Annotated in this window: 19 protein-coding genes and 1 pseudogene; 7 read left to right on the top strand and 13 right to left on the bottom strand. The window is 68.8% G+C overall.

The window, feature by feature from the left end:
- Nucleotides 1-25 precede the first annotated feature (25 nt).
- Together QE392_RS04540 and QE392_RS04535 are read right to left on the bottom strand one after the other, a co-directional pair.
- The gene (locus tag QE392_RS04540) at nt 26-1,285 is read right to left on the bottom strand and encodes an IS30 family transposase (RefSeq protein ID WP_444875307.1); all 1,260 of its coding nucleotides are present in this window, start codon (nt 1,283-1,285) and stop codon (nt 26-28) included.
- A 201-nt stretch (nt 1,286-1,486) separates the two neighbouring features.
- The gene (locus QE392_RS04535; protein ID WP_307448559.1) at nt 1,487-1,924 is read right to left on the bottom strand and encodes a GNAT family N-acetyltransferase; all 438 of its coding nucleotides are present in this window, start codon (nt 1,922-1,924) and stop codon (nt 1,487-1,489) included.
- Between the two features lie 380 nt (nt 1,925-2,304).
- Here QE392_RS04535 and QE392_RS04530 point away from each other — a divergent pair, with 380 nt between their 5' ends.
- The 7 genes and pseudogenes from QE392_RS04530 to QE392_RS04500 all read left to right on the top strand — a co-directional run bounded on the left by QE392_RS04530 (nt 2,305) and on the right by QE392_RS04500 (nt 8,187).
- The gene (locus QE392_RS04530) at nt 2,305-3,102 is read left to right on the top strand and encodes an AraC family transcriptional regulator (protein ID WP_307448556.1); all 798 of its coding nucleotides are present in this window, start codon (nt 2,305-2,307) and stop codon (nt 3,100-3,102) included.
- A gap of 221 nt (nt 3,103-3,323) precedes the next feature.
- Nucleotides 3,324-4,265 (top strand): ABC transporter substrate-binding protein, encoded by a 942-nt coding sequence (locus QE392_RS04525; protein WP_307448552.1) that lies wholly within the window; start codon nt 3,324-3,326, stop codon nt 4,263-4,265.
- Nucleotides 4,262-5,179: a siderophore-interacting protein gene (locus tag QE392_RS04520; RefSeq protein WP_307448549.1), complete on the top strand. Its 918-nt coding sequence runs from the start codon at nt 4,262-4,264 to the stop codon at nt 5,177-5,179. The genes QE392_RS04525 and QE392_RS04520 overlap by 4 nt, the downstream gene beginning before the upstream one ends.
- Nucleotides 5,180-5,182: 3 nt before the next feature.
- Nucleotides 5,183-6,262 (top strand): FecCD family ABC transporter permease, encoded by a 1,080-nt coding sequence (locus QE392_RS04515; protein ID WP_307448546.1) that lies wholly within the window; start codon nt 5,183-5,185, stop codon nt 6,260-6,262.
- A pseudogene (locus QE392_RS04510) lies at nt 6,259-6,834 on the top strand (FecCD family ABC transporter permease); the annotation flags it as partial. The gene QE392_RS04515 and the pseudogene QE392_RS04510, both read left to right, overlap by 4 nt.
- Before the next feature lie 25 nt (nt 6,835-6,859).
- Nucleotides 6,860-7,342 carry an iron chelate uptake ABC transporter family permease subunit gene (locus QE392_RS04505; RefSeq protein WP_307448541.1) on the top strand — a complete coding sequence of 161 codons (483 nt, stop codon included), beginning with the start codon at nt 6,860-6,862 and terminating at the stop codon, nt 7,340-7,342.
- On the top strand, nt 7,339-8,187 hold the full coding sequence (locus tag QE392_RS04500; protein WP_307454022.1) for an ABC transporter ATP-binding protein: 849 nt from the start codon (nt 7,339-7,341) through the stop codon (nt 8,185-8,187). Before QE392_RS04505 ends, QE392_RS04500 begins: the two co-directional genes overlap by 4 nt.
- 10 nt (nt 8,188-8,197) lie before the next feature.
- On the opposite strand, the gene QE392_RS04495 is transcribed toward QE392_RS04500, so the two are convergent.
- The 11 genes from QE392_RS04495 to QE392_RS04445 form a co-directional block, all read right to left on the bottom strand.
- Nucleotides 8,198-9,061 carry a ThuA domain-containing protein gene (locus tag QE392_RS04495; protein WP_307448537.1) on the bottom strand — a complete coding sequence of 288 codons (864 nt, stop codon included), beginning with the start codon at nt 9,059-9,061 and terminating at the stop codon, nt 8,198-8,200.
- Between the two features lie 4 nt (nt 9,062-9,065).
- Nucleotides 9,066-10,070, bottom strand: a complete 1,005-nt coding sequence (locus QE392_RS04490; RefSeq protein ID WP_307448534.1) for a sugar phosphate isomerase/epimerase family protein — start codon at nt 10,068-10,070, stop codon at nt 9,066-9,068.
- A gap of 85 nt (nt 10,071-10,155) precedes the next feature.
- A complete protein-coding gene (locus tag QE392_RS04485) occupies nt 10,156-11,322 on the bottom strand; it encodes a Gfo/Idh/MocA family protein (protein WP_307448531.1) in 1,167 nt (388 codons plus the stop codon).
- 56 nt (nt 11,323-11,378) lie between these two features.
- Nucleotides 11,379-11,795 carry a C-glycoside deglycosidase beta subunit domain-containing protein gene (locus tag QE392_RS04480; protein ID WP_307448527.1) on the bottom strand — a complete coding sequence of 139 codons (417 nt, stop codon included), beginning with the start codon at nt 11,793-11,795 and terminating at the stop codon, nt 11,379-11,381.
- 8 nt (nt 11,796-11,803) lie between these two features.
- Complete coding sequence (locus QE392_RS04475) at nt 11,804-12,586, bottom strand: nuclear transport factor 2 family protein (protein WP_307448524.1); 783 nt, start codon at nt 12,584-12,586, stop codon at nt 11,804-11,806.
- A gap of 24 nt (nt 12,587-12,610) precedes the next feature.
- A complete protein-coding gene (locus QE392_RS04470) occupies nt 12,611-13,654 on the bottom strand; it encodes a sugar phosphate isomerase/epimerase family protein (protein WP_307448521.1) in 1,044 nt (347 codons plus the stop codon).
- 134 nt (nt 13,655-13,788) lie between these two features.
- On the bottom strand, nt 13,789-14,973 hold the full coding sequence (locus QE392_RS04465) for a sugar phosphate isomerase/epimerase family protein (RefSeq protein WP_307448517.1): 1,185 nt from the start codon (nt 14,971-14,973) through the stop codon (nt 13,789-13,791).
- Complete coding sequence (locus QE392_RS04460; RefSeq protein ID WP_307448514.1) at nt 14,970-15,380, bottom strand: C-glycoside deglycosidase beta subunit domain-containing protein; 411 nt, start codon at nt 15,378-15,380, stop codon at nt 14,970-14,972. The genes QE392_RS04465 and QE392_RS04460 overlap by 4 nt, the downstream gene beginning before the upstream one ends.
- Before the next feature lie 85 nt (nt 15,381-15,465).
- Nucleotides 15,466-16,392, bottom strand: a complete 927-nt coding sequence (locus tag QE392_RS04455) for a GMC oxidoreductase (protein ID WP_307448511.1) — start codon at nt 16,390-16,392, stop codon at nt 15,466-15,468.
- Nucleotides 16,393-17,010: 618 nt separating this feature from the next.
- Nucleotides 17,011-17,805, bottom strand: coding sequence for a TIM barrel protein (locus QE392_RS04450; protein ID WP_307448508.1), 795 nt, complete (start codon nt 17,803-17,805; stop codon nt 17,011-17,013).
- Nucleotides 17,806-17,823: 18 nt separating this feature from the next.
- A complete protein-coding gene (locus QE392_RS04445) occupies nt 17,824-18,195 on the bottom strand; it encodes a nuclear transport factor 2 family protein (protein ID WP_307448504.1) in 372 nt (123 codons plus the stop codon).

Below are 18,195 nucleotides of genomic sequence, written 5' to 3'. Positions count from 1 at the left end.
AAACAGGGCGATTGACGCGGCGGTTTCAGGCGGTCAGTGCAACACCGTTGTCTGGTGGGGTTGAGAGTAGTCGTTCAAGGGCTTCGGTGGGGGTGGCCCAGTCGAGGGTCATGCGGGGGCGGTCGTTGAGTTGGGTGGCGACGTAGTCGAGGTAGTCGGCGGTGTAGCCGGAGAGGTCGGTGCCTTTGGGGAAGTATTGCCGGAGCAGGCCGTTTGTGTTCTCGTTCGTTCCGCGCTGCCAGGGTGAGTGCGGGTCGCAGAAGAAGACCCCGTCGCGCAGGTCGGCTTCGACGGTGATCCTGGCGTGGGCGGACAGCTCCTTGCCTTGGTCCCAGGTGATGGATCGTCGCAGCAGGTCGGGCAGTCGCCGCATTTGTTGGATCATCTGATCGGCGACAGTCTCGGCGTCTCGGCGGGCGGGCAAGTGCAGCAAGATCACGAACCGGGTGGCGCGTTCGACCAGGGTTCCAATCTGTGACAGACCGTCCTTGCCGATGATGAGGTCCCCTTCCCAGTGGCCGGGGACGGCGCGATCTTCTGCTTCGGCGGGACGGTCGGAGATCATCACCATCCCGGGGATCTTTCCTGGCCCGGCCGCTGCGGCCGCTTGACGTTGGGTTCGGGCGCGGGGCTTGCGGGTGGTGCGGCCTGAGCGCAGCGCCCGTGTGAGCTCGTTGCGTAACTCACCGCGACCCTGCACGAACAGGGACCGGTAGATCGCCTCGTGCGAGATGCGCATGCTCTCATCATCCGGGAAGTCCACCCGCAGGCGTCGGCTGATCTGCTGCGGGGAGTGTCCCAGCCTCAACCGCCGCTGCACCTCGACCCGCAGCGAGAGCTGCGAAGCGAGCTTGGATGGCTTAGGGCGCGATAGGCGCCGATCCGCGCGGCCCTGCGCGGTCGAGGGTGAGTAGAACACCGACTGGGTGGGCGGGCGCATCGTGCGTTTCGCCCGGTAGCGCGGCAGATTGCCGCGATTGCGACGCAACTCCCGCAGCACCGTCGAGGGATGCCGGCCAAGGCCCCGAGCGATCTGACGGATCGATTCGCCCCGCGCCACTCCAACAGCGATCTGCTCACGCTCGAGAAGGGTCAGAAACCGACCCGAGGGATCAGACAACGACAACGGTGACATACCGCCAGCATCCCGAAACCATCTCTCCGCACCCTGCCGCGACGCGCCCGCCGCCCCCGCCGCATCCGCCGTCGACAATCCCGCCGCGATACCTCGCCAAAACTCCCGCTTCACACTCCGCAACACACTGAACACCGCCCACCCCCTCAATCAGGGTGTTGCACTGACCACTTGAGTGCGCCCGCCGAAAGGGCCTGTTCTCGTGGCATCCCCTGTTTTGATGACACGGCCGCGGACCGCAGGCGCCACCGCCGTCATGAGAACAGGCTCCGCCACGAGAACAGGGCGGTCGACTCCGAAACGGCCTGTCCCCACGGCATCCCCTGTTCTCGTGACACAGGATGCCGGGGCTCAGTGCGCCGAGCGCACCCAGCGCCGCCACTGCCCCTGCGGCGCGTACCCCCGCGCCGCCCAGGCGGATGAGCCGAGGGCGTTGCCGTCGAGCACCATCGCGTCGAACCGGCCCGCCCCGAGTACGCGCAGCCGGTGCTCGGCCGCGTCCAGGAGGAGGTGGGCGATGCCCTGCCGACGATGATCCGGGTGGACGGCGAGACGGTAGAGGTGGGCGCGCCATCCGTCCCAGCCCGCGATGACGGTGCCGATGATCCGACCGTCCGCGCGGACGACGAGTACCGCGTCCGGATCGCGCCGCAGCAGCGCCTCGACGACCGGGGCCGAGTCGCTCGGCCGCGCGTCGTTCTCGCCCGCGATCGCCCAGAATGCCAGCAGCGCGTCGACATCGGCGAGAGTGGCGGTCTCTACGACGGGCTGCGCGGGGTCATCGGTCATGGTCCCGACGATAGCGGCGTCGTCAGGCCCCACGGGACGACGGCCACGAGAACAGGCTCCACGCCGAAAACAGGGCGATCCGCCCGCCGAAACGGCCTGTTCCCGTGGCATCCCCTGTCCTCGTGACACCGCCGCGGACCGCTGCCCCCGCCGACCCCGCCACGAGAACAGGCTCCGCGACGAAAACAGAGCGATCCACGCCGAAACCGCCTGTTCCCGTGGCATCCCCTGTCCTCGTGACACCGCCGCGGCAAACGGTCTGCGGCTGCAGCCCCGCCGCGCGTCTTTCGAACGATGTGCCGTCTCTGGGGTGAGGCCGCGGGCCGCGTGCAGAGCCGGCTCGCCCTCGGGCGCCCACCCCGCCACTACACTGACAGCCCATGCCTGTACCGCGACGAGACGTCGAGCGCACGGCCGCCATCGTTCCCACCGGGTACCTGCTGACGAAGAGGTCACTCGCTCTCCGATACGTGGACGACGAGAATGGATGCCGCGAAGAGCCGCACGCCCACGTCGAGCACGCGGTGTTCTATCCGGAGCGCGCGACGGCGACCCTCGTCGCCGACGACCGCGAGTGGCCTCTCTCGCTGGGTCAAGGGCTGTGGGTTCCCGCCGGTACCGTCCACAGCGCGAGCCGGTCTCTGAAGTCCACACTGGCGGTGACATTCATCGACACGGGAATGGCGTCGGCCCCTCTCGACGAGGTGGGGTACGTCACGGTGGGCTCCGCTCTCAGGGAGCTCCTGCAGCACCTCGAGCTCACGGGGATGCCGCGCGCACAGCGTCTGCGCGCGCAGACGGTGTGCCTCGACCTCGTGACCCGCGAAACCCGACCTCACATCGAGCTCCCTCTCCCCCGCGATGAGCGAATCGCCCCGATCGCGGCATCCCTCGCGCACGACCCCGCCGACGACCGCTCGCTCGAAGAGTGGGCGACCCTGACCGCGCACAGCTCGCGCACCGTCGCGCGAGTGTTCAAAGCGGAGACGGGATGGACGTTCACGCAATGGCGGACACGCGCCCGCCTCGCCCTCGCCATCCGCCTCCTGGAAGACGGCATCCCCGTCGGGATTGTCGCTCGTCGCGTGGGGTACACGAGCAACAGTGCGTTCACGGCGGCTTTCCGCGGGATCCTCCAGCAGCCCCCTCGTGCCTATCGCGCGGGTCATCACCGCTGAACTGTCGCGCCAGCGTCACATTCTGTCCTCTGCACGACAGAGTGATTGCGTACGGTGTAGTTAGGTTTGCCTTACCTGATCACCGAACACCCGACTGGACCGCAATGTCTCTTCATCTCCGCTCGGCCGCAACCGTCGTTCTCGTCAGCGTCCTCGCGCTCGCTGGTTGTGCGTCACCCGCCCCGATCTCGCCATCGAACGACTCCCCCGACGAATTCCCGGTGACCATCTCTCACGCGCACGGGGAAACGACCATCCTCGCCGCCCCGGAGCGCGTCGTGGTCCAGGGAAGCAGCGCGGAGGACGCGGTCGCCGCCCTGGGTGTCGTCCCCGTGGCGGTGCCACACGAGTACGGCACGACGGACGGTTACACCGAGTGGTTCACCGATTACGTGACCGGTGAGCTCGGCGCCGATCTCCCTCCGGTGCTCACCGCGGACGGCGATGGCTCCTACGACCCCGAAGAGGTGCTGAGCTACGCGCCCGACGTGATCTTCGCCCCGTACTCGGGGATGACGGAGGCGGAGTACAAGCAGTTCAGCGACATCGCCCCGACGATTCCCTACGCACAGACGCCGTGGACGTACGGCGGCTGGTCGGATGTCGTGCAGCTCGCCGGCACCGTTCTCGGACGTTCCGATCGAGCGCGAGAGCTCATCGCGCAGACGACGGACACGATCAGCGCGGCCGCCGACGACCACCCCCAGCTCGCGGGACGCAGCTTCATCTTCGGCGAATGGGTCGAGGACGGCATGACGGACCTCGCGGTCTACTCGCCCGAAGACCCTCGCACGAACCTGCTCCGCGGATTCGGGATGATCGATGCCCCGTCGGTGAACGAGGCGGTGGGTACTTTCGCCGACCAGTACTACGGCTACGTCAGTCTCGAGAACGTGGACACCCTCTCCACCGATGTCTACGTCGGTTGGGCCAACAGTCCCGAGAAGATCGACCAGACCTTGGCCAATCCGCTCATGGCTCGGTGGGCACCGATCGCGGAAGGACGGTACTTCTACGTTCAGGACCCTCCGCTGTTGGCAGCGATCACCGTGCCGTCGGTGTTGAGCGTCCCGTGGGCGATCGACCAAGGGCTCCTCGACGACCTCTCGTCCGCTGTCGCGGGTACGCCCGCCGTCCGCGCGGCATCAGGATCCGCCGAATGAACGTGCGCGACACCTACCCGGGTCTCCCGTCGACATACGCGCCCCGCGTCCACGTCGCCGAGGTCACGGCGGTGGCCCGCGTCGGGGCGGGAATGGTCCGCGTCACTCTGGGCGGCCCGGAGATGAGCGACTACCCCACGACCGGCATCGGGGACGAGTACGTCCGTCTCTTCTTCCCCGACGAGCCCGACGAGCACGTACGACTGCCCTTCGTCGCCGGCCGCGGGTGGGATTACCCGGAAGGGGTCGAGCCCTCCGTCATGCGGACCTACACGATGCGCGCGCACCGCCCCGGCTCCGTGGACGTCGACTTCGTGTCGCACGAGGGTGGGGTCGCGGCCGCCTGGGCGGCACAGGCACGCGTCGGGCAGCAGGTCGGGCTCACCCCGCCCATCGCCCTCTACGACCGTCCCTCGTGGGCACGCCGCCAGGTTCTTCTCGCGGACCAGCCCGCCCTTCCCGCGGCTCTCCGGATCGCGGAACTGACCGGCGCCGCGATCGAGACGACGGTGATCGCCGAGGTGCCCACGAGCGAACATCAGCTCGGCGTGGAAGCGATCGGCATCCATCCCGCCTACGTCTGGTTGCGAGGAAGTGGGAACGGTCGCGCCCCGAGCGCGCTGGTCAGCGCCCTGCGCCGGGCAAACATCGACCAGGAGACGTACGTGTGGGTCGCGGGCGAGACCCGTCTGACCCGCGACGCCCGGAAGTACCTCCGACACGAACGTCGGCTGGCGGGCGAAGCGTACAAGTGCGTGGGGTACTGGACCGACCACGCGGAGGAGTGGGAAGCGCGCTACGAGCAGCTCGGGAAGGAGTTCCACGACCGGCTCGATGCGCTCTACGCCAGCGAGGGCGACGCCGAAGAGATCGCCGACCAGATCTCAGAGATGTACGAGACAGCCGGACTCTGAGGGATGCCGACCATCTCTCGCCGACAGTCCCCGACGGCCGCCGACGGCCTGCGGCTCGAGGCCCGCCGTGCGGGCCTCGTCACCGCGAACGGCCCTCGCATGGGCGGTCTGGTCGGGTGCGTCGTCATCCTCGGAGCCGCCGTCGTGCTGAGTCTCGGGGTGGGAGCGCGGGATATCGCCCTCCCGACCGTGTGGGCGGCGCTCACGCAGTTCGACCCCGCGAACGACGAGCACCTCATCGTCCTCCAGCTTCGCGTGCCGCGGACGGTCACGGCGCTCGTCGTCGGCCCCGCCCTCGGAATGTGCGGGGCGCTCATCCAAGCCTTCACTCGAAACCCTCTCGCCGACCCCGGGATCCTCGGCGTCAATGCGGGAGCGAGCTTCGCCGTGACCATCGCCGTAGGAGTCTTCGGCGTAACAGCCCCGTGGGGATACGTCTGGTTCGCGCTCTGTGGAGCCGCCGGTGCGACCGTCCTGGTGTACATGCTCGGCTCGCTCGGCCATCGACAGGCCGACCCGATCCGGCTGACACTGGCCGGCGTCGCGATCAGTGCTGCGCTCGGCGGCGTCACCACCGCCCTGACGCTGGCGAACCGCGACGCCTTCCAGGATCTTCGATTCTGGGGCGTGGGATCGATCGGAGGGAGAGACCTCGGCGTCGTGGTCGGCCTCTCCTGGCTCATTGTGGGAGGGCTGGTCTTGTCGCTCGCGGTGTCGCGCTCGCTGAACGCTCTCGCCCTCGGTGACGAGCTCGCCACGTCACTGGGCGTGCGCACCGGAACCGTGCGTGTCGGCGTGATCGTGGCGGTGACGCTGCTTGCGGGAACGGCGACGGCCCTCGCGGGCCCGATCGCGTTCGTGGGTCTGATGGTTCCGCACGTCGTGCGCTGGTTCGTCGGTCCTGACCAGCGGTGGATCGCCCTCTACACGCTCGTGTGCGGCCCCATCCTGCTGCTGCTCGCCGATGTGGTCGGGCGGATCATCCTCCCCAACGGCGAACTCCGCGTGGGCCTGGTCACCGCGATCATCGGCGCGCCCGTGCTGATCCTGCTCGCACGGCGCCGGATGGCGAGCGGACTGTGACAGCCTCTGATGCCCTCACCGCGGACGCGGACGCGAGAACCGATTTCGGCTATCGCGTCCTCATCTTCCGCCGGGGGCGACTCTCCGGTCGCTGGAGTCGTCGCAGCGCGATCGTCGGAACCGTTCTCGGTGTCACCGCCCTCTCGTTGACGATCGTGGCGGTCTCCGTCGGAACGTACCCGCTGAGCCTGGCCCAGGTCGCCTCCGCGCTCATCGGAACCGCGGACACCCAGACCACACTCCTCGTCACCGGGTGGCGGTTGCCGCGTGCGCTCTTCGCGCTGGCGTGCGGAGTGGCGCTCGCCCTCTCGGGTGCGATCTTCCAGTCGTTGACGCGCAACCCGCTGGGCTCACCCGACGTCATCGGCTTCTCTTCGGGATCGTATACGGGCGCGGTCGTGATGATGTTTGGGTTCGGGTCGACGCGATACCTCGACGTCGCCGCGGCATCCCTCGTCGGGGGATGCGCGACCGCGGTCCTCGTCTACGCGCTGGCGACTCGCAACGGAAGCGCCCAGCCTTTCCGTCTGATCATCATGGGGATCGGGGTCGGCGCGCTTCTGTCGTCGCTGAACTCGGCCCTCATGCTCTTCGTCGATGTCGACACCGCGATGCTCGCGGCCGTGTGGGCCGCCCGGGTCTCTGAACGGTCTCGGGTACGAGCAACTCGTCCCCCTCGCCGGAGTCCTCGCGATCCTCGTCGTCGCCCTCGCGGTCCTCGCGCCGAGCATCGGCCAACTCGAATCGGGCGACGACGCGGCGCGCGGCGTCGGGGTGCGTGCCAACGCCGTGCGATCGGCATCCGTCGTCGTCGGAGTCGCCCTCACGGCGCTGGTCACCGCCGCGGCCGGCCCCATTTCCTTCGTCGCCCTCGCGGCTCCACAGATCGCCCGGAGGCTGACGCGCTCTCCCGGACTGAACCTCACGAGCTCAGCCCTCGTCGGCGCGAGCGTCCTTCTCGCGTCCGACATCCTCGCCCAGCGCCTCGGCTTCCCCGTCGGCGTGGTCACTGCAGCCCTGGGCGGCGCGTACTTGGCGTGGCTGCTCGCGACAGAATTGCGGAGGACCCAGAAGATATGAGCACTCTCCTGCGCACCGACGACCTGCGTGTCGGTTACGACGGTCGTGTCGTCTGCGACGGTGTGACCATGGACATCGTCGCCGGCTCGTTGACCGCGATCATCGGTCCGAACGCGTGCGGCAAATCGACGCTGTTACGCGCCATGGCGCGCATTCTCCCCGCGAGCGCGGGGTCCGTGCTGCTCGACGGACGAGACGTCGCCGCCTTTCGGACGAAGGAGCTGGCGCGCAGCCTCGGGCTGCTGCCGCAGACGTCCGCCGCACCCGAGGGCATCCGTGTCGCCGACCTCGTCGCGCGCGGGCGGCATCCACACCAACGAGCGTTCGATCGGTGGTCGCAAACCGACGAGCACGCGGTCAAGCGGGCGTTGGAGGTGACCGGCACGACCGATCTCTCGGGTCAGCTCGTCGACGAACTGTCGGGCGGTCAGCGCCAGCGCGTCTGGCTCGCGATGGTGCTCGCGCAAGACACCCCCCTGCTCCTGCTCGACGAGCCGACGACGTTCCTCGACATCGCCCACCAGTACGGGCTCCTCGACCTGTTCCGACGTCTCCGCGACGACGACGCCCGGACGATCGTGGTCGTCTTGCACGACCTGAACCAGGCGGCGCGATACGCAGACAGCCTGATCGTCATGAAGGAAGGTCACGTCGTCGCCGCGGGTGCGCCCTCGGATGTCATCACGGCCGAGATGGTCGCGCATGTGTACGGACTCCCCTGTCGCATCCTGTCCGATCCGGAGACGGGCACACCGATGGTGGTACCGCTCGCGTCGCCGGGCGACCGGACGGGCCCGGATGCCTCGCGTGAGCCGAGGCGCGGGATCACGAGGCTGGGCGCGTAGCCGCCGCGCCTCACCCCTCGCCGTTGTAGTACGGCCAGGGGTTGATGCGGCGGTCGCCGCGGCGGTCGGGGCCGGTCAGCGTCACCTCGCCGGTCGCCGCCCACTCCACGCCGCGCGGGAACAGGCGGATGAACTCGATGCGGCGGAACGTGTCGATGTCGTGCCCGATGGTGATGGTGAACGAGCGCCCCGCCCCGTACTCGTTGATCCACGCCAGCGGCTGCTCGGTGTTGATCCCGGGCAGGGCGGCGATGCCCTCGGGCGGAATGTCGACGGGGTAGTGCGACATCGGCCACACCGGCGCCTTCTCGTAGGCCTCGAGGTCGTCGAACGTCGTCAGCAGCACCTGCGCGCCGTCGTACATCTCGACGCCGACGAGGATGTCATCGCCGGTGACGGTCCACGTGGCGTTGATGCCCTCGGTGATGGGATGCCGCGGCTCGGCCGTGTGCAGCTGCGCCTCGCCCCACGGGCGGGGGCGCAGGCCCGTCTCCCACGCGCTGAGCTTGGCGCCGCGCATGACGTTGTACTCCTCGGGGTAGCCCCAGCGATCCTCCTGGGCGGCGGAGCCGTGGAACCAGACGATGCCCTTGCCCTCGTCGTGCACGAAGCGCAGGATCGCGGCATCCGTCTCCTCGCCGAAGCCGACGGCCTTGTCGTGGTAGCCGTCGCGGCCCTCGAAGATGACGATGAGCACGTCGTACTTGTCGATGACGGCGGCCGGGAGCCCCCGCGGGTCCTCGACGACGCGCACCGTGAAGCGGCCGGTGTCCTCCAGCAGCGTGGTGATCCACTGGTTGTGCAGGCGGAAGCTGCGGTGGGCATTGTCGTGCTCGGTGGTCATATGCCCCGAGAGGATCAGAACGTCGATCACCGGGTCATCCCTTGTTCGAGAAGGCCGCGTCGAACAGCTGGCGCGGCGGGGTGATCTCGCCGAGCTTGCGGACGAAGGCGAGCGCCTCGGGCCCGCCGACGAGACGGTCCATGCCGGCGTCCTCCCACTCGACGCTGGTGGGGCCGTCGTAGCCGATGGCGTTGAGCGCGCGGAAGAGCGGCTCCCACGGCACGTCGCCGTGTCCGGTCGAGACGAACGTCCACCCGCGGCGCGGGTTGTCCCACGACAGGTGCGAGCCGAGCACGCCGTTTCGCCCGTCGAGGTTGGTCGTGGACTCCTTGCAGTGCACGTGGAAGATGTGCTCGGCGAAGTCGAGCACGAACGCGACCGAGTCCAGCTGCTGCCAGACGAAGTGCGACGGGTCGAAGTTGAACCCGAAGCTGGGGCGGTGTCCGATCGCCTCGAGCGTCTTCTTCGCCGTCCAGTAGTCGTAGGCGATCTCGGACGGATGCACCTCGAGCGCGAAGCGCACCCCCACCTCCTCGAAGACATCGAGGATCGGATGCCAGCGCTCGGCGAAGTCGCGATACCCGGCCTCGATCATGGCCTCGGAGGCCGGCGGGAACATCGCCACGTACTTCCAGATGCTCGAACCCGTGAAGCCGGTGACCGTCTTGACTCCGAGCTTCGCCGCGAAGCGCGCCGTGTTCTTGAGGTCTTCGGCCGCGCGCTGGCGTACGCCCTCGGCATCCCCGTCGCCCCACACGCGCGCGGGCACGATGTCGTGGTGGCGCTCGTCGATGGGGTCGTCGCAGACGGCCTGGCCGACGAGGTGGTTGGAGATCGTCCACACCTTCAGGCCGTTCTTCTCGAGGATGTCGAGGCGCGACTGGACGTAGTCGGCGTCGTCCCAGCGCGAGACGTCGATGTGGTCGCCCCAGCAGGCGATCTCGAGGCCGTCGTAGCCCCATTCGCCCGCGAGTCGTGCCACCTCTTCGAAGGGGAGGTCGGCCCACTGACCGGTGAACAGGGTGATCGGGCGAGCCATGGCAGGGTCCTTTCGAGGCGGGGTCGCACCGCGTGTGGATGCGCGGCACGGGTGCGAGGCGCCCCGGACGGGCGCGCGCGAGATGTCAGAGAGCGGGAACGGGTGCGCCCACGCGCGTCCAGGCCGACTCGGCGGCGCTGCTGCGCTCGACCGCGTCGAGCACGCGCTGCACGCTCAGGCCCTCGTCGAACGAGGGGTGCGGGTCGGTGCCGACGTCGATCGCGGCGACGAGGTCGACGACCTGATGGCTGAAGCCGTGCTCGTAGCCGAGCATGTGCCCCGCGGGCCACCACGCCGAGACGTACGGATGCTGCGGCTCGGTCACCAGCACCTGCGTGAAGCCCTGGCGCCCCTCGGGCGCCGTGCGGTCGTAGAACCGCAGGCTGTTGAGGTCTTCCAGGTCGAACGCGAGCGCGCCGCGGTCGCCCGACACTTCGATGGTGAGCGAATTCTTGCGTCCGGTCGCGAACCGCGTCGCCTCGAACGACACCAGCGCACCGTTCGCGAGACGGCCGGTGAAGAGGGCGACGTCGTCGACCGTCACGGCGCCCTTCTCCCCTGCGCCGGCGCCCTTGGCGAGCCCCATCGAGCCGTCGGCGGGCAACGGGCGCTCGGCGACGATGGTGTCGATCGTGCCCGACACCTTCTCGACGCCCTGCCCAGTGACGAACTGGGTCATGTCGATGATGTGCGCACCGATGTCGCCGAGCGCGCCGGAGCCCGCGTGCTCCTTCTGCAGGCGCCACGCGAGCGGCATCTCGGGGTCGACGAGCCAGTCCTGCCGGTACGCCGCGCGCACCTGCTGCACCGTGCCGACAGCGCCCTCGGCGATCATGTCGCGCAACAGCGTCACCGCCGGTACGCGGCGATACGTGAATCCGACCATCGACCGGATGCCACGGGCACGGGCCCGCTCGGCCGCCTCGGCCATCGCCTCGGCCTCGGCCACGGTGTTGGCCAGCGGCTTCTCGCACAGCACGTGCTTGCCGGCCTCGAGGGCGGCGATCGCGATCTCCGCGTGGGAGTCGCCGGGCGTGACGATGTCGACGATGTCGATGTCGTCACGGGCGATCACCTCGCGCCAATCGGTGGCCGACTCGGCCCATCCCCACTTCTCGGCGGCGGATGCCACGGCATCCGCGTTCCGGCCCACCACCACGGTCATCTCGACCGCGCGCGGCAGATCGAACATGCGGGGCGCCTGGCGCCAGCCCACCGAGTGCGCGGCGCCCATGAAGCCGTAGCCGATCATCGCAACCCGCAGGGGTCCCTGAGCTTGTCGATGGGGTCCCTGAGCTTGTCGAAGGGTCACGACAGCACCAGCTCGCGCTCGACCGGAACCCGGTTGGTGACGTAGCGGCCGGGGCCGCCGTCGACGCCCGGCATGATCTGCATGTAGAGCAGACGCATCGTGAGCACGACCTCGACGGTCACCGTCTCGCCCGCGGCGGGCGGGGTGTCGAGGTGGATCAGCACGTCGGGGCGGTCGGCGACGAACCACAGCGTCTCCGACTGCTCGGGCAGCTCCTCGACGCGGTACTCGCGCCCCTCGAGAGCGAAGCGGATGTCGTCCGTGGGCACCGCGACCCCGTTGACGGTGACGGCGACGTCGTCCACCGCCGACAGCCAGAGGCTCCGGTACCAGGGCAGCTGCACCGAGACGGCGAGGCCGTCGTCGGTGCGTCGGACGTCTTTCTCGGCGAAGAGCGAGTTGTGGGTGGCCATGGTGTCTCTCAGGCGAAGGTGTCGGTGAAGCTCTGGTGCGGCACCGGCGGCACCGGCTCGAGCTTCTGCGTGGTCTCGGGGCTGTACGGGTGGTTCGTCGACGGCACCGGCTCGTCGGCCTTCGGCATGAAGACGGGCTTTCCGTCGTCGCCGAAGTACATGAGGTCGAGGTCGAACGCGCCCTGGTTCTTCAGGCCGAAGCTCACCCAGTTCTCCTCGAACGGCGCGCGGGCGAGTTCGTAGCAGCGGAACTTCCAGAACTTCCACTCGCCGTCCTGCTTGAGGAAATCGATGGCGTACTTGCACCACACCCAGTGGGCCCAGACCTTCTTGCCGAGCACCTCGTCGGGCGAGTACATCTCGGGAAACGCCTCCGCGACCTTCGGGTCGGTGAGCCCCGACTCGGTGCCGGCCATCAGCCAGACGCCCTTGGCCGTCTTGCCGTCGGCGGCGACCTCGATCACCGGCGTGTTGGTGGTGTGAAGGATGAGCTTGCCCTCGGGGTGGGGGCGACCGCGGTGGTAGTCGGTGACGCTCTGCCACGTCGTGTACTGGCCGGCGTTGGTGTAGCGCGCACGGATGCCCTCGGTGCCCTCCTTCACCCACATCGGGATGATCTGCTCGTCCTCGAAGGCGTTGTGCAGGAACATGTAGCGGTTGAACAGGTTCTCGACCTGACCGCGGTCCTCGGCGCGCTGCGCGAGGGCGTGCGCGGCCTCGACCTGTTCGCGCAGGCGCGCGACTTCGGCGATGAGCTGGTCGACCGAGACGTCGGTGGTGGTGTTCGACATGGTGACTCCTTCGTGGTGCTGTCGTCACGCGGGCTGGTGCGCCGCGACGGTGTCTTCGATGGCCTGGCGCATGAGCGCGTGCTGCTTCTTGACGAGGTCGATGGGGTCGGCCTCGCCGAGGTCGGCGAAGGCGTGGCCCTCCCACTCGCTCGAGAGGTAACCCCGGTACCCGCCCTCGACGAACTGCTTCACGATGCGCGGGATGTCCATGGCGGGCTCTTCGCCGTCGGCGCCGATGTCGTAGAACTTCGCGTGCACGTGGAAGATCTGCGGCATGATGTCGAGCCACTCCTCCGGCGGCACGAGCCCGTGCATGTTGAACGCCAGGCGGGTGAACGGCCCGAAGCGCAGGAAGTCGACGCCCTCGCCCGACAGGTAGTCCTCGAACTTCTGGTTGCGCACGTGCATGGGCGTGGGCTCGTGCCAGATCTCCTCCATGACCGGGAAGTGCTTCTCGTCCATGCCCATCTGCCCGAGCGTGCGCAGCAGCGTCGGCGACAGCGAGTGCATGGTCGACGAGAAGTCGGCGGTGAAGCCGAGCCGGTCGCTGCCGAGCTCGTCGTAGACCTCGCGGATCTCGAGCACCTTGGGGTCGTTCGGGCCCGAGGGCGCGTGGATCTCGTAGCCGAGCCGCTGGTCGTACTTCTCGGCGAGGGGCAGCAGGCTCCGCAGCAGCTCTTTGCCGGCCGAGCGGATGACGACCGTCTTGAAGCCGAGGGTGTGCGCCGACTTCAATTGGCGGGCGAAGAAGTCGTGCTCCTCGTCCGGCGTCATATCGCGGTCTTTTCGGCGCCCCATGTCGAGGTTCGTGCCGACGGCGCTCGCCTCGAGCCCGTAGGTCTCGAGCGAGTCGAACCAGAGCTTCGTGAACTCCGCGTCGACGTCGGGGTACGAGCGCAGCAGCTGGGCGAAGTTGAACTCGACGCCGGGGCCGATGCCCTGATCGTGCACCTCTTTGATGAGTGTCTCGGGGGTGTAGAGCCCCGCGGCGAACTCACTCGTCATCGAGTAGAGAGTGGTGCCGAGTTTGATGCCTGTTCCGGCGATGCCGTTGGTGTCGTTCGTCATTTCCGGTCCTTGGGTCGGGGCGGGAGGGGGGACGGGGGGGGGCTTCGACAAGCTCAGCCACCTCTGCCGGGGTCCTGAGCCTGTCGAAGGGGTCCCTGAGCCTGTCGAAGGGGGTCCCTGAGCCTGTCGAAGGGTCAGACGCGCACGGCGTGCGCGAGGTGGGCGTTGAGGGCGCGGCGGGCGGCCACGGCATCCGTCACCATGTGCGAGCCGGCCTTCTCGGCCGCCGCACGCTGGATGACCTGCTCACCGCGGATGATCTCGAACGGGCTCTGCCAGTGGTTCCAGTGCCACCCCTCGTACTCGCTCGACACGGCGCCGCTGTAGCCGTTCTCGACCAGCAGCGTGATGAGGTCGGCCACGGGCACCGACGGCTCGTCGCCGTTGTCGTCGATGCCGAAGAACTTGCCGTGCACGTGACGGATCCACGGGAAGATCTCGAGCCAGTCGTCCACGCGCGCCGGCCCGAAGAGCCCGGTGCCGTTGATGCCGAAGTCGATGCCGAGGTCGGGGCGTCCGTGCTGGTGGGCGAGCCCGATGAAGCGGCCGAAACGCTGACCGTGGTCGGCCTGATCGGCGGGCGGACCCTGCTCGTAGTACTCGTCCCAGAGGGCGACGACCGCGGACAGCAGCTCCTCCGACGCACCCCGGCGGCGATAGGCCTCGATGAGCGAGGGCGCGAAACCGGTGACGGTGGCGCCCCAGTCCATCGTGAATCCGAGGAAGGGCGAGCCGACCTTCTCGTAACGGTCGCGCAGAGCCAGGATGCGGGGGTGCGAGGCGTACTGGTCGGCGTGCACCTCGAGGGCGAGCGTCACGCCGTACTCCTCGGCGATGGGGGCCAGGGCCTCCATCGAGTCGGGCGTGAGCGAGATCTGCACCCGCGCGATGGGGAAGCCGAGCTTGGCCGCCGCGGCGATCTGCTTGCGCATGTAGGCGATGAGCTCGTCCTGGTCCATGAGCCTGTCGGGGCGCAGGCCGATGTCGGCGTTGACCGCCAGCGAGGTGCGGACGAGCCCCACCTCGTCGATGAGGTCGCCGAAGCGGCCGGCGAAGTGGTCGTCGATCTCGGGGAAGCCGCGGAAGCTCGAGAACCCGATGATCTCCAGACCCGGCCCGAAACCCTCGGCCGCGGTCTTGCGGATGAGCTGGTCGAGGTCGTACTCGCGGCCGTGGAACGCACGGGTGAAGCTGTAGAGGGTGACGCCCTGGATGGGCGTGCCGAGCTCGGGTCCCTGAGCCTGTCGAAGGGGTCCCTGAGCCTGTCGAAGGGGTCCCTGAGCCTGTCGAAGGGGTCCCTGAGCCTGTCGAAGGGTCATGCGCGGGCCTCCTCGACCTGGCGGACGGTCATCGTCTTCGTGTCGTGCTCCTCGATGTGCAGCACCTGGTCGTCGGCGATGATGATGTACGGGATGAAGAGCTCGAGGTCGACGCGGACCTCGTGCTCCCCGGCATCCACGGAGAAGTCTCCCGACAGCACCGCGGAATCGGTCGGGAACCACCACTCCGAGGTGTTCGTCTTCATCTCGACGAAGGTGAACTCCTCGCCGTTCATCTCCCAGCGCAGCGACTCCGCGGGCGCTTCGACGCCGTCGACGGCGAGCTTCGCTCCGGAGATGCAGGATGCCGGCAGTGCCCGGTACCAGGGAAGGCGAACCTCCACCGACACCCGTCCCTCGCGGGCGGTGAGCGTGCCCTGCTCGATGATGCGATCCGGGATCACCATGACCTCCTCGTCGGTGCGGCCGATGCCGCGAACTTCTTTGTCCTTATTTCTGCAGTCTAATGTCTAATTTAGACATAAGCAAGGATCAAGCGGATGCCGAGACCGTCGAAGTCCGCTCCTGAGAGAGCACGGCCGCGATCTTGCGGGCTCCTCGCACGGCGAGCGCCACCGAGGTGACCGTCGGGTTGCACGCGGTCGCGGTCGGGATGACGCCGTTGCCGGCGACGAACAGATCCGGCACACCCCACACCTCGCTGTCGAGGTCGCACACGCTCGTGCCGTCGTCCACGAGGCCCATCCGCGTCGAGCCCTGGTAATGCAGCGACGAACCGAGCGGCAGCGTGAAGGGCCGATCGCCGACCGGGTCGCCGATGGCCTCGGCCAAGCGCACGATCTCCTGCCGCGCCCGCTCGATCACCCCGTGGTCCCGTTCGGTGAGGCGGTAATGGATGCGCGGAGCCGGCATCCCGTATCCGTCGACGTGTTCGTCGTCGAAGACGACGCGGTCGTCGGCCCGCAGGTCCTTCGCGCAGAACAGTCCGAGTCCCACGATCGACCCCGGCACGACCGGGTCGTCCTCGGCGAGCGGGATGGGCGAGGCGTCGAGCTGCATGATCTGGCCGTGGAACGGCATGTCGTCGGTGAACGGCACCCAGCTGACACCGCTGTACTCCGCGAGCCCGGCCGTCGGGGCGTCCTCCGCGAGCGGCGGCATGTCGCGCAGCCGGGAGGCGAAGACGACCTGCGCCTGATCGTTCAGGTAGCGCCCCAGTGCCTCCGGACGCACGCCCGACGCCCACAGCAGCTGAGGCGTCCGCAGCGCATCGGCCGCAACGACGACGAAGCGCGCCGCGACCCGGTGCTCCTCGCCCGATCGCAGATCGCGGACGATCACCCCCGCGGCGCGGCCGCCCTCGACGACCACGCGCACCACGAGGGATTCGTCGAACAGCGAGAACCCGGGGTTCTCCCGCGTCGCCTCGCCGAGCACCACGTCCGAGCCCGACCACACCAGGCGCCCCGTCGTCGCGACGGTGAACGGCGAGCGGCATCCGCTGCACCTTCGTCTCGTCGACGCGACCCGCGTCGACCGCGGTCGAGAGCCGTTCGCGCACGATCGCCCCGAACGGTGCCGAGTCGAAGGCGTGCGTGGTGACGCCGAGCAGGCGGTCGCCCTCGTCGAGCAGCTCGTCGAGATCGGGGAGGAACTCGATGCGCTCGCTGTCGTTCGGGCGCGGGCAGGCGCCCGTCCAGTGCGCCGACATGCCGCCGACGTTGCTCGACATCGCCACCACCGGCATCCCGTCCTCACCCTCGAAGGCGTAGCCGTCGTCGAGCAGGAAGGTGCCGGGACGCGCGCCGCGCACGCCGGCCCTCGCCGCGCCGGGATTGGCGACCTTCTCGCCGCGCTCGCCCGGCCCTTCCGAGGCCACCTGCGCGCGGGTCCGCTCAGCGGGGTCGGCGATGTTCTTCACGTGCGCGCCGGGTGGATCCGACACCGTCGGCCCCACCTCGAACATGGCGATGGTGGTTCCACGCGCGCGCTCCGAGAGGATGCGCGCATACGCCGAGCCGGTCGGTCCGCTGCCGACGATGACGACGTCGACCGCGGTCGGGTACTCCCGAGCGCTCATGCCGCGCGCGCGATCTCGACGACGTGCGCGACCGAGGCCTCCGACGCGGTGGTCGGGTAGTACTCCAGACCGACCGGCCCGTCGTAGCCGCTGTCGCGCAGCAGCCGGAAGCGCTCGTTCCAGTCGAGGTTCCCCGTGCCGGGCTCACCCCGGCCCGGGGCGTCGGCGAGCTGCACGTAGTGGATGAGGTCACCGGCGTTCGCCAGCTCGGCCTGCATGTCCTCGCCCTCGACGGCCGAGTGGTAGATGTCGTACAGCACGCCGAACTGCGGCGAGGCGACGCCCCGCGCGACGTAGACGGCCTCGGCGGTGCGGTCGAGCAGCGAGCCGGGGTGGTCGACGCGGACGTTGACCGGCTCGAGCACGAGGCCCACGCCCGTCCCCTCGATCTGCGCGATCGCTTTGCGGTAGATCTCGATGAGCTTGTCGAGCTGCACCTGTCGCTTCCACCCGCCGAAGCCCGTGCCGCTGCCGACGACGATGCGCGGGCAGCCGAGGTCCCGGGCGATCTCGACGCTCTCGTCGAGCGTGCGGAAGAACTCCGAGTGGTCCCACGGCGGGATCATGAACTGCGTCCGCGGTTCGGCGAGCTGCGCCGTCAGCTGCACGCCGGACTCCTGCAGTGCGGCCTTGAGGGCCGGCAGGTCTTTCGGCTTGGCGGGCGCATCGACACCGGTCGGACCCCACATCTCGACGGCGTCGAAGCCGGCCGCCGCCGCCGCGCGAACGCGGTCGTGGTAGTCGCCGGCCTCCGTGAAGAGGAGTTCGATGTTGGGGGCGAGTTGGTACATGAGCGGGTCTCCTGGTGGTCAGAACATCGGGTGATCGTGAGCGGCATGCGCCGGGACGGGTTGCAACACGTCCCAGTGCTCGACGATCCGGCCGTTCTCGAATCGGTAGATGTCGGCCACGGCCGCGACGGGCAGGCCGGGGAGGCTCGCTCTGACGTGCACCATCGCCAGGTCGCCGTCGACGAGGATGCGCTGGATCTCGAAGCGGGCGTCCGGGGAGCCGTCGAACTTCGGCGTCAGCATGTCGATCGCCGGCTGCGGGCCGTCGGGCACGTTCGGATTGTGCTGGATGTAGTCGTCCGCGACGAGGAACGCGAAGGCCGCCGCCACGCGCTTCTGCGTATAGAACAGGTCGCAGAACGCCTCGAACGCCGCACGATTGTCGGTCAC

This window comes from Microbacterium proteolyticum (genome assembly GCF_030818075.1).
Taxonomy (GTDB): domain Bacteria; phylum Actinomycetota; class Actinomycetes; order Actinomycetales; family Microbacteriaceae; genus Microbacterium; species Microbacterium proteolyticum_A.
Note: the sequence above shows the minus strand (reverse complement) of the source record. Positions and strands in the feature narration are given on the sequence as shown.

What these genes read in the sequence shown, in the direction of transcription:
- QE392_RS04535 (WP_307448559.1), bottom strand. Translation starts at nt 1,924, where the DNA reads ATGACCGATGACCCCGCGCAGCCCGTCGTAGAGACCGCCACTCTCGCC.
- QE392_RS04530 (WP_307448556.1), top strand. Translation starts at nt 2,305, where the DNA reads ATGCCTGTACCGCGACGAGACGTCGAGCGCACGGCCGCCATCGTTCCC.
- QE392_RS04520 (WP_307448549.1), top strand. Translation starts at nt 4,262, where the DNA reads ATGAACGTGCGCGACACCTACCCGGGTCTCCCGTCGACATACGCGCCC.
- QE392_RS04515 (WP_307448546.1), top strand. Translation starts at nt 5,183, where the DNA reads ATGCCGACCATCTCTCGCCGACAGTCCCCGACGGCCGCCGACGGCCTG.
- QE392_RS04505 (WP_307448541.1), top strand. Translation starts at nt 6,860, where the DNA reads ATGTCGACACCGCGATGCTCGCGGCCGTGTGGGCCGCCCGGGTCTCTG.
- QE392_RS04500 (WP_307454022.1), top strand. Translation starts at nt 7,339, where the DNA reads ATGAGCACTCTCCTGCGCACCGACGACCTGCGTGTCGGTTACGACGGT.
- QE392_RS04490 (WP_307448534.1), bottom strand. Translation starts at nt 10,070, where the DNA reads ATGGCTCGCCCGATCACCCTGTTCACCGGTCAGTGGGCCGACCTCCCC.
- QE392_RS04485 (WP_307448531.1), bottom strand. Translation starts at nt 11,322, where the DNA reads ATGATCGGCTACGGCTTCATGGGCGCCGCGCACTCGGTGGGCTGGCGC.
- QE392_RS04480 (WP_307448527.1), bottom strand. Translation starts at nt 11,795, where the DNA reads ATGGCCACCCACAACTCGCTCTTCGCCGAGAAAGACGTCCGACGCACC.
- QE392_RS04475 (WP_307448524.1), bottom strand. Translation starts at nt 12,586, where the DNA reads ATGTCGAACACCACCACCGACGTCTCGGTCGACCAGCTCATCGCCGAA.
- QE392_RS04470 (WP_307448521.1), bottom strand. Translation starts at nt 13,654, where the DNA reads ATGACGAACGACACCAACGGCATCGCCGGAACAGGCATCAAACTCGGC.
- QE392_RS04465 (WP_307448517.1), bottom strand. Translation starts at nt 14,973, where the DNA reads ATGACCCTTCGACAGGCTCAGGGACCCCTTCGACAGGCTCAGGGACCC.
- QE392_RS04460 (WP_307448514.1), bottom strand. Translation starts at nt 15,380, where the DNA reads ATGGTGATCCCGGATCGCATCATCGAGCAGGGCACGCTCACCGCCCGC.
- QE392_RS04450 (WP_307448508.1), bottom strand. Translation starts at nt 17,805, where the DNA reads ATGTACCAACTCGCCCCCAACATCGAACTCCTCTTCACGGAGGCCGGC.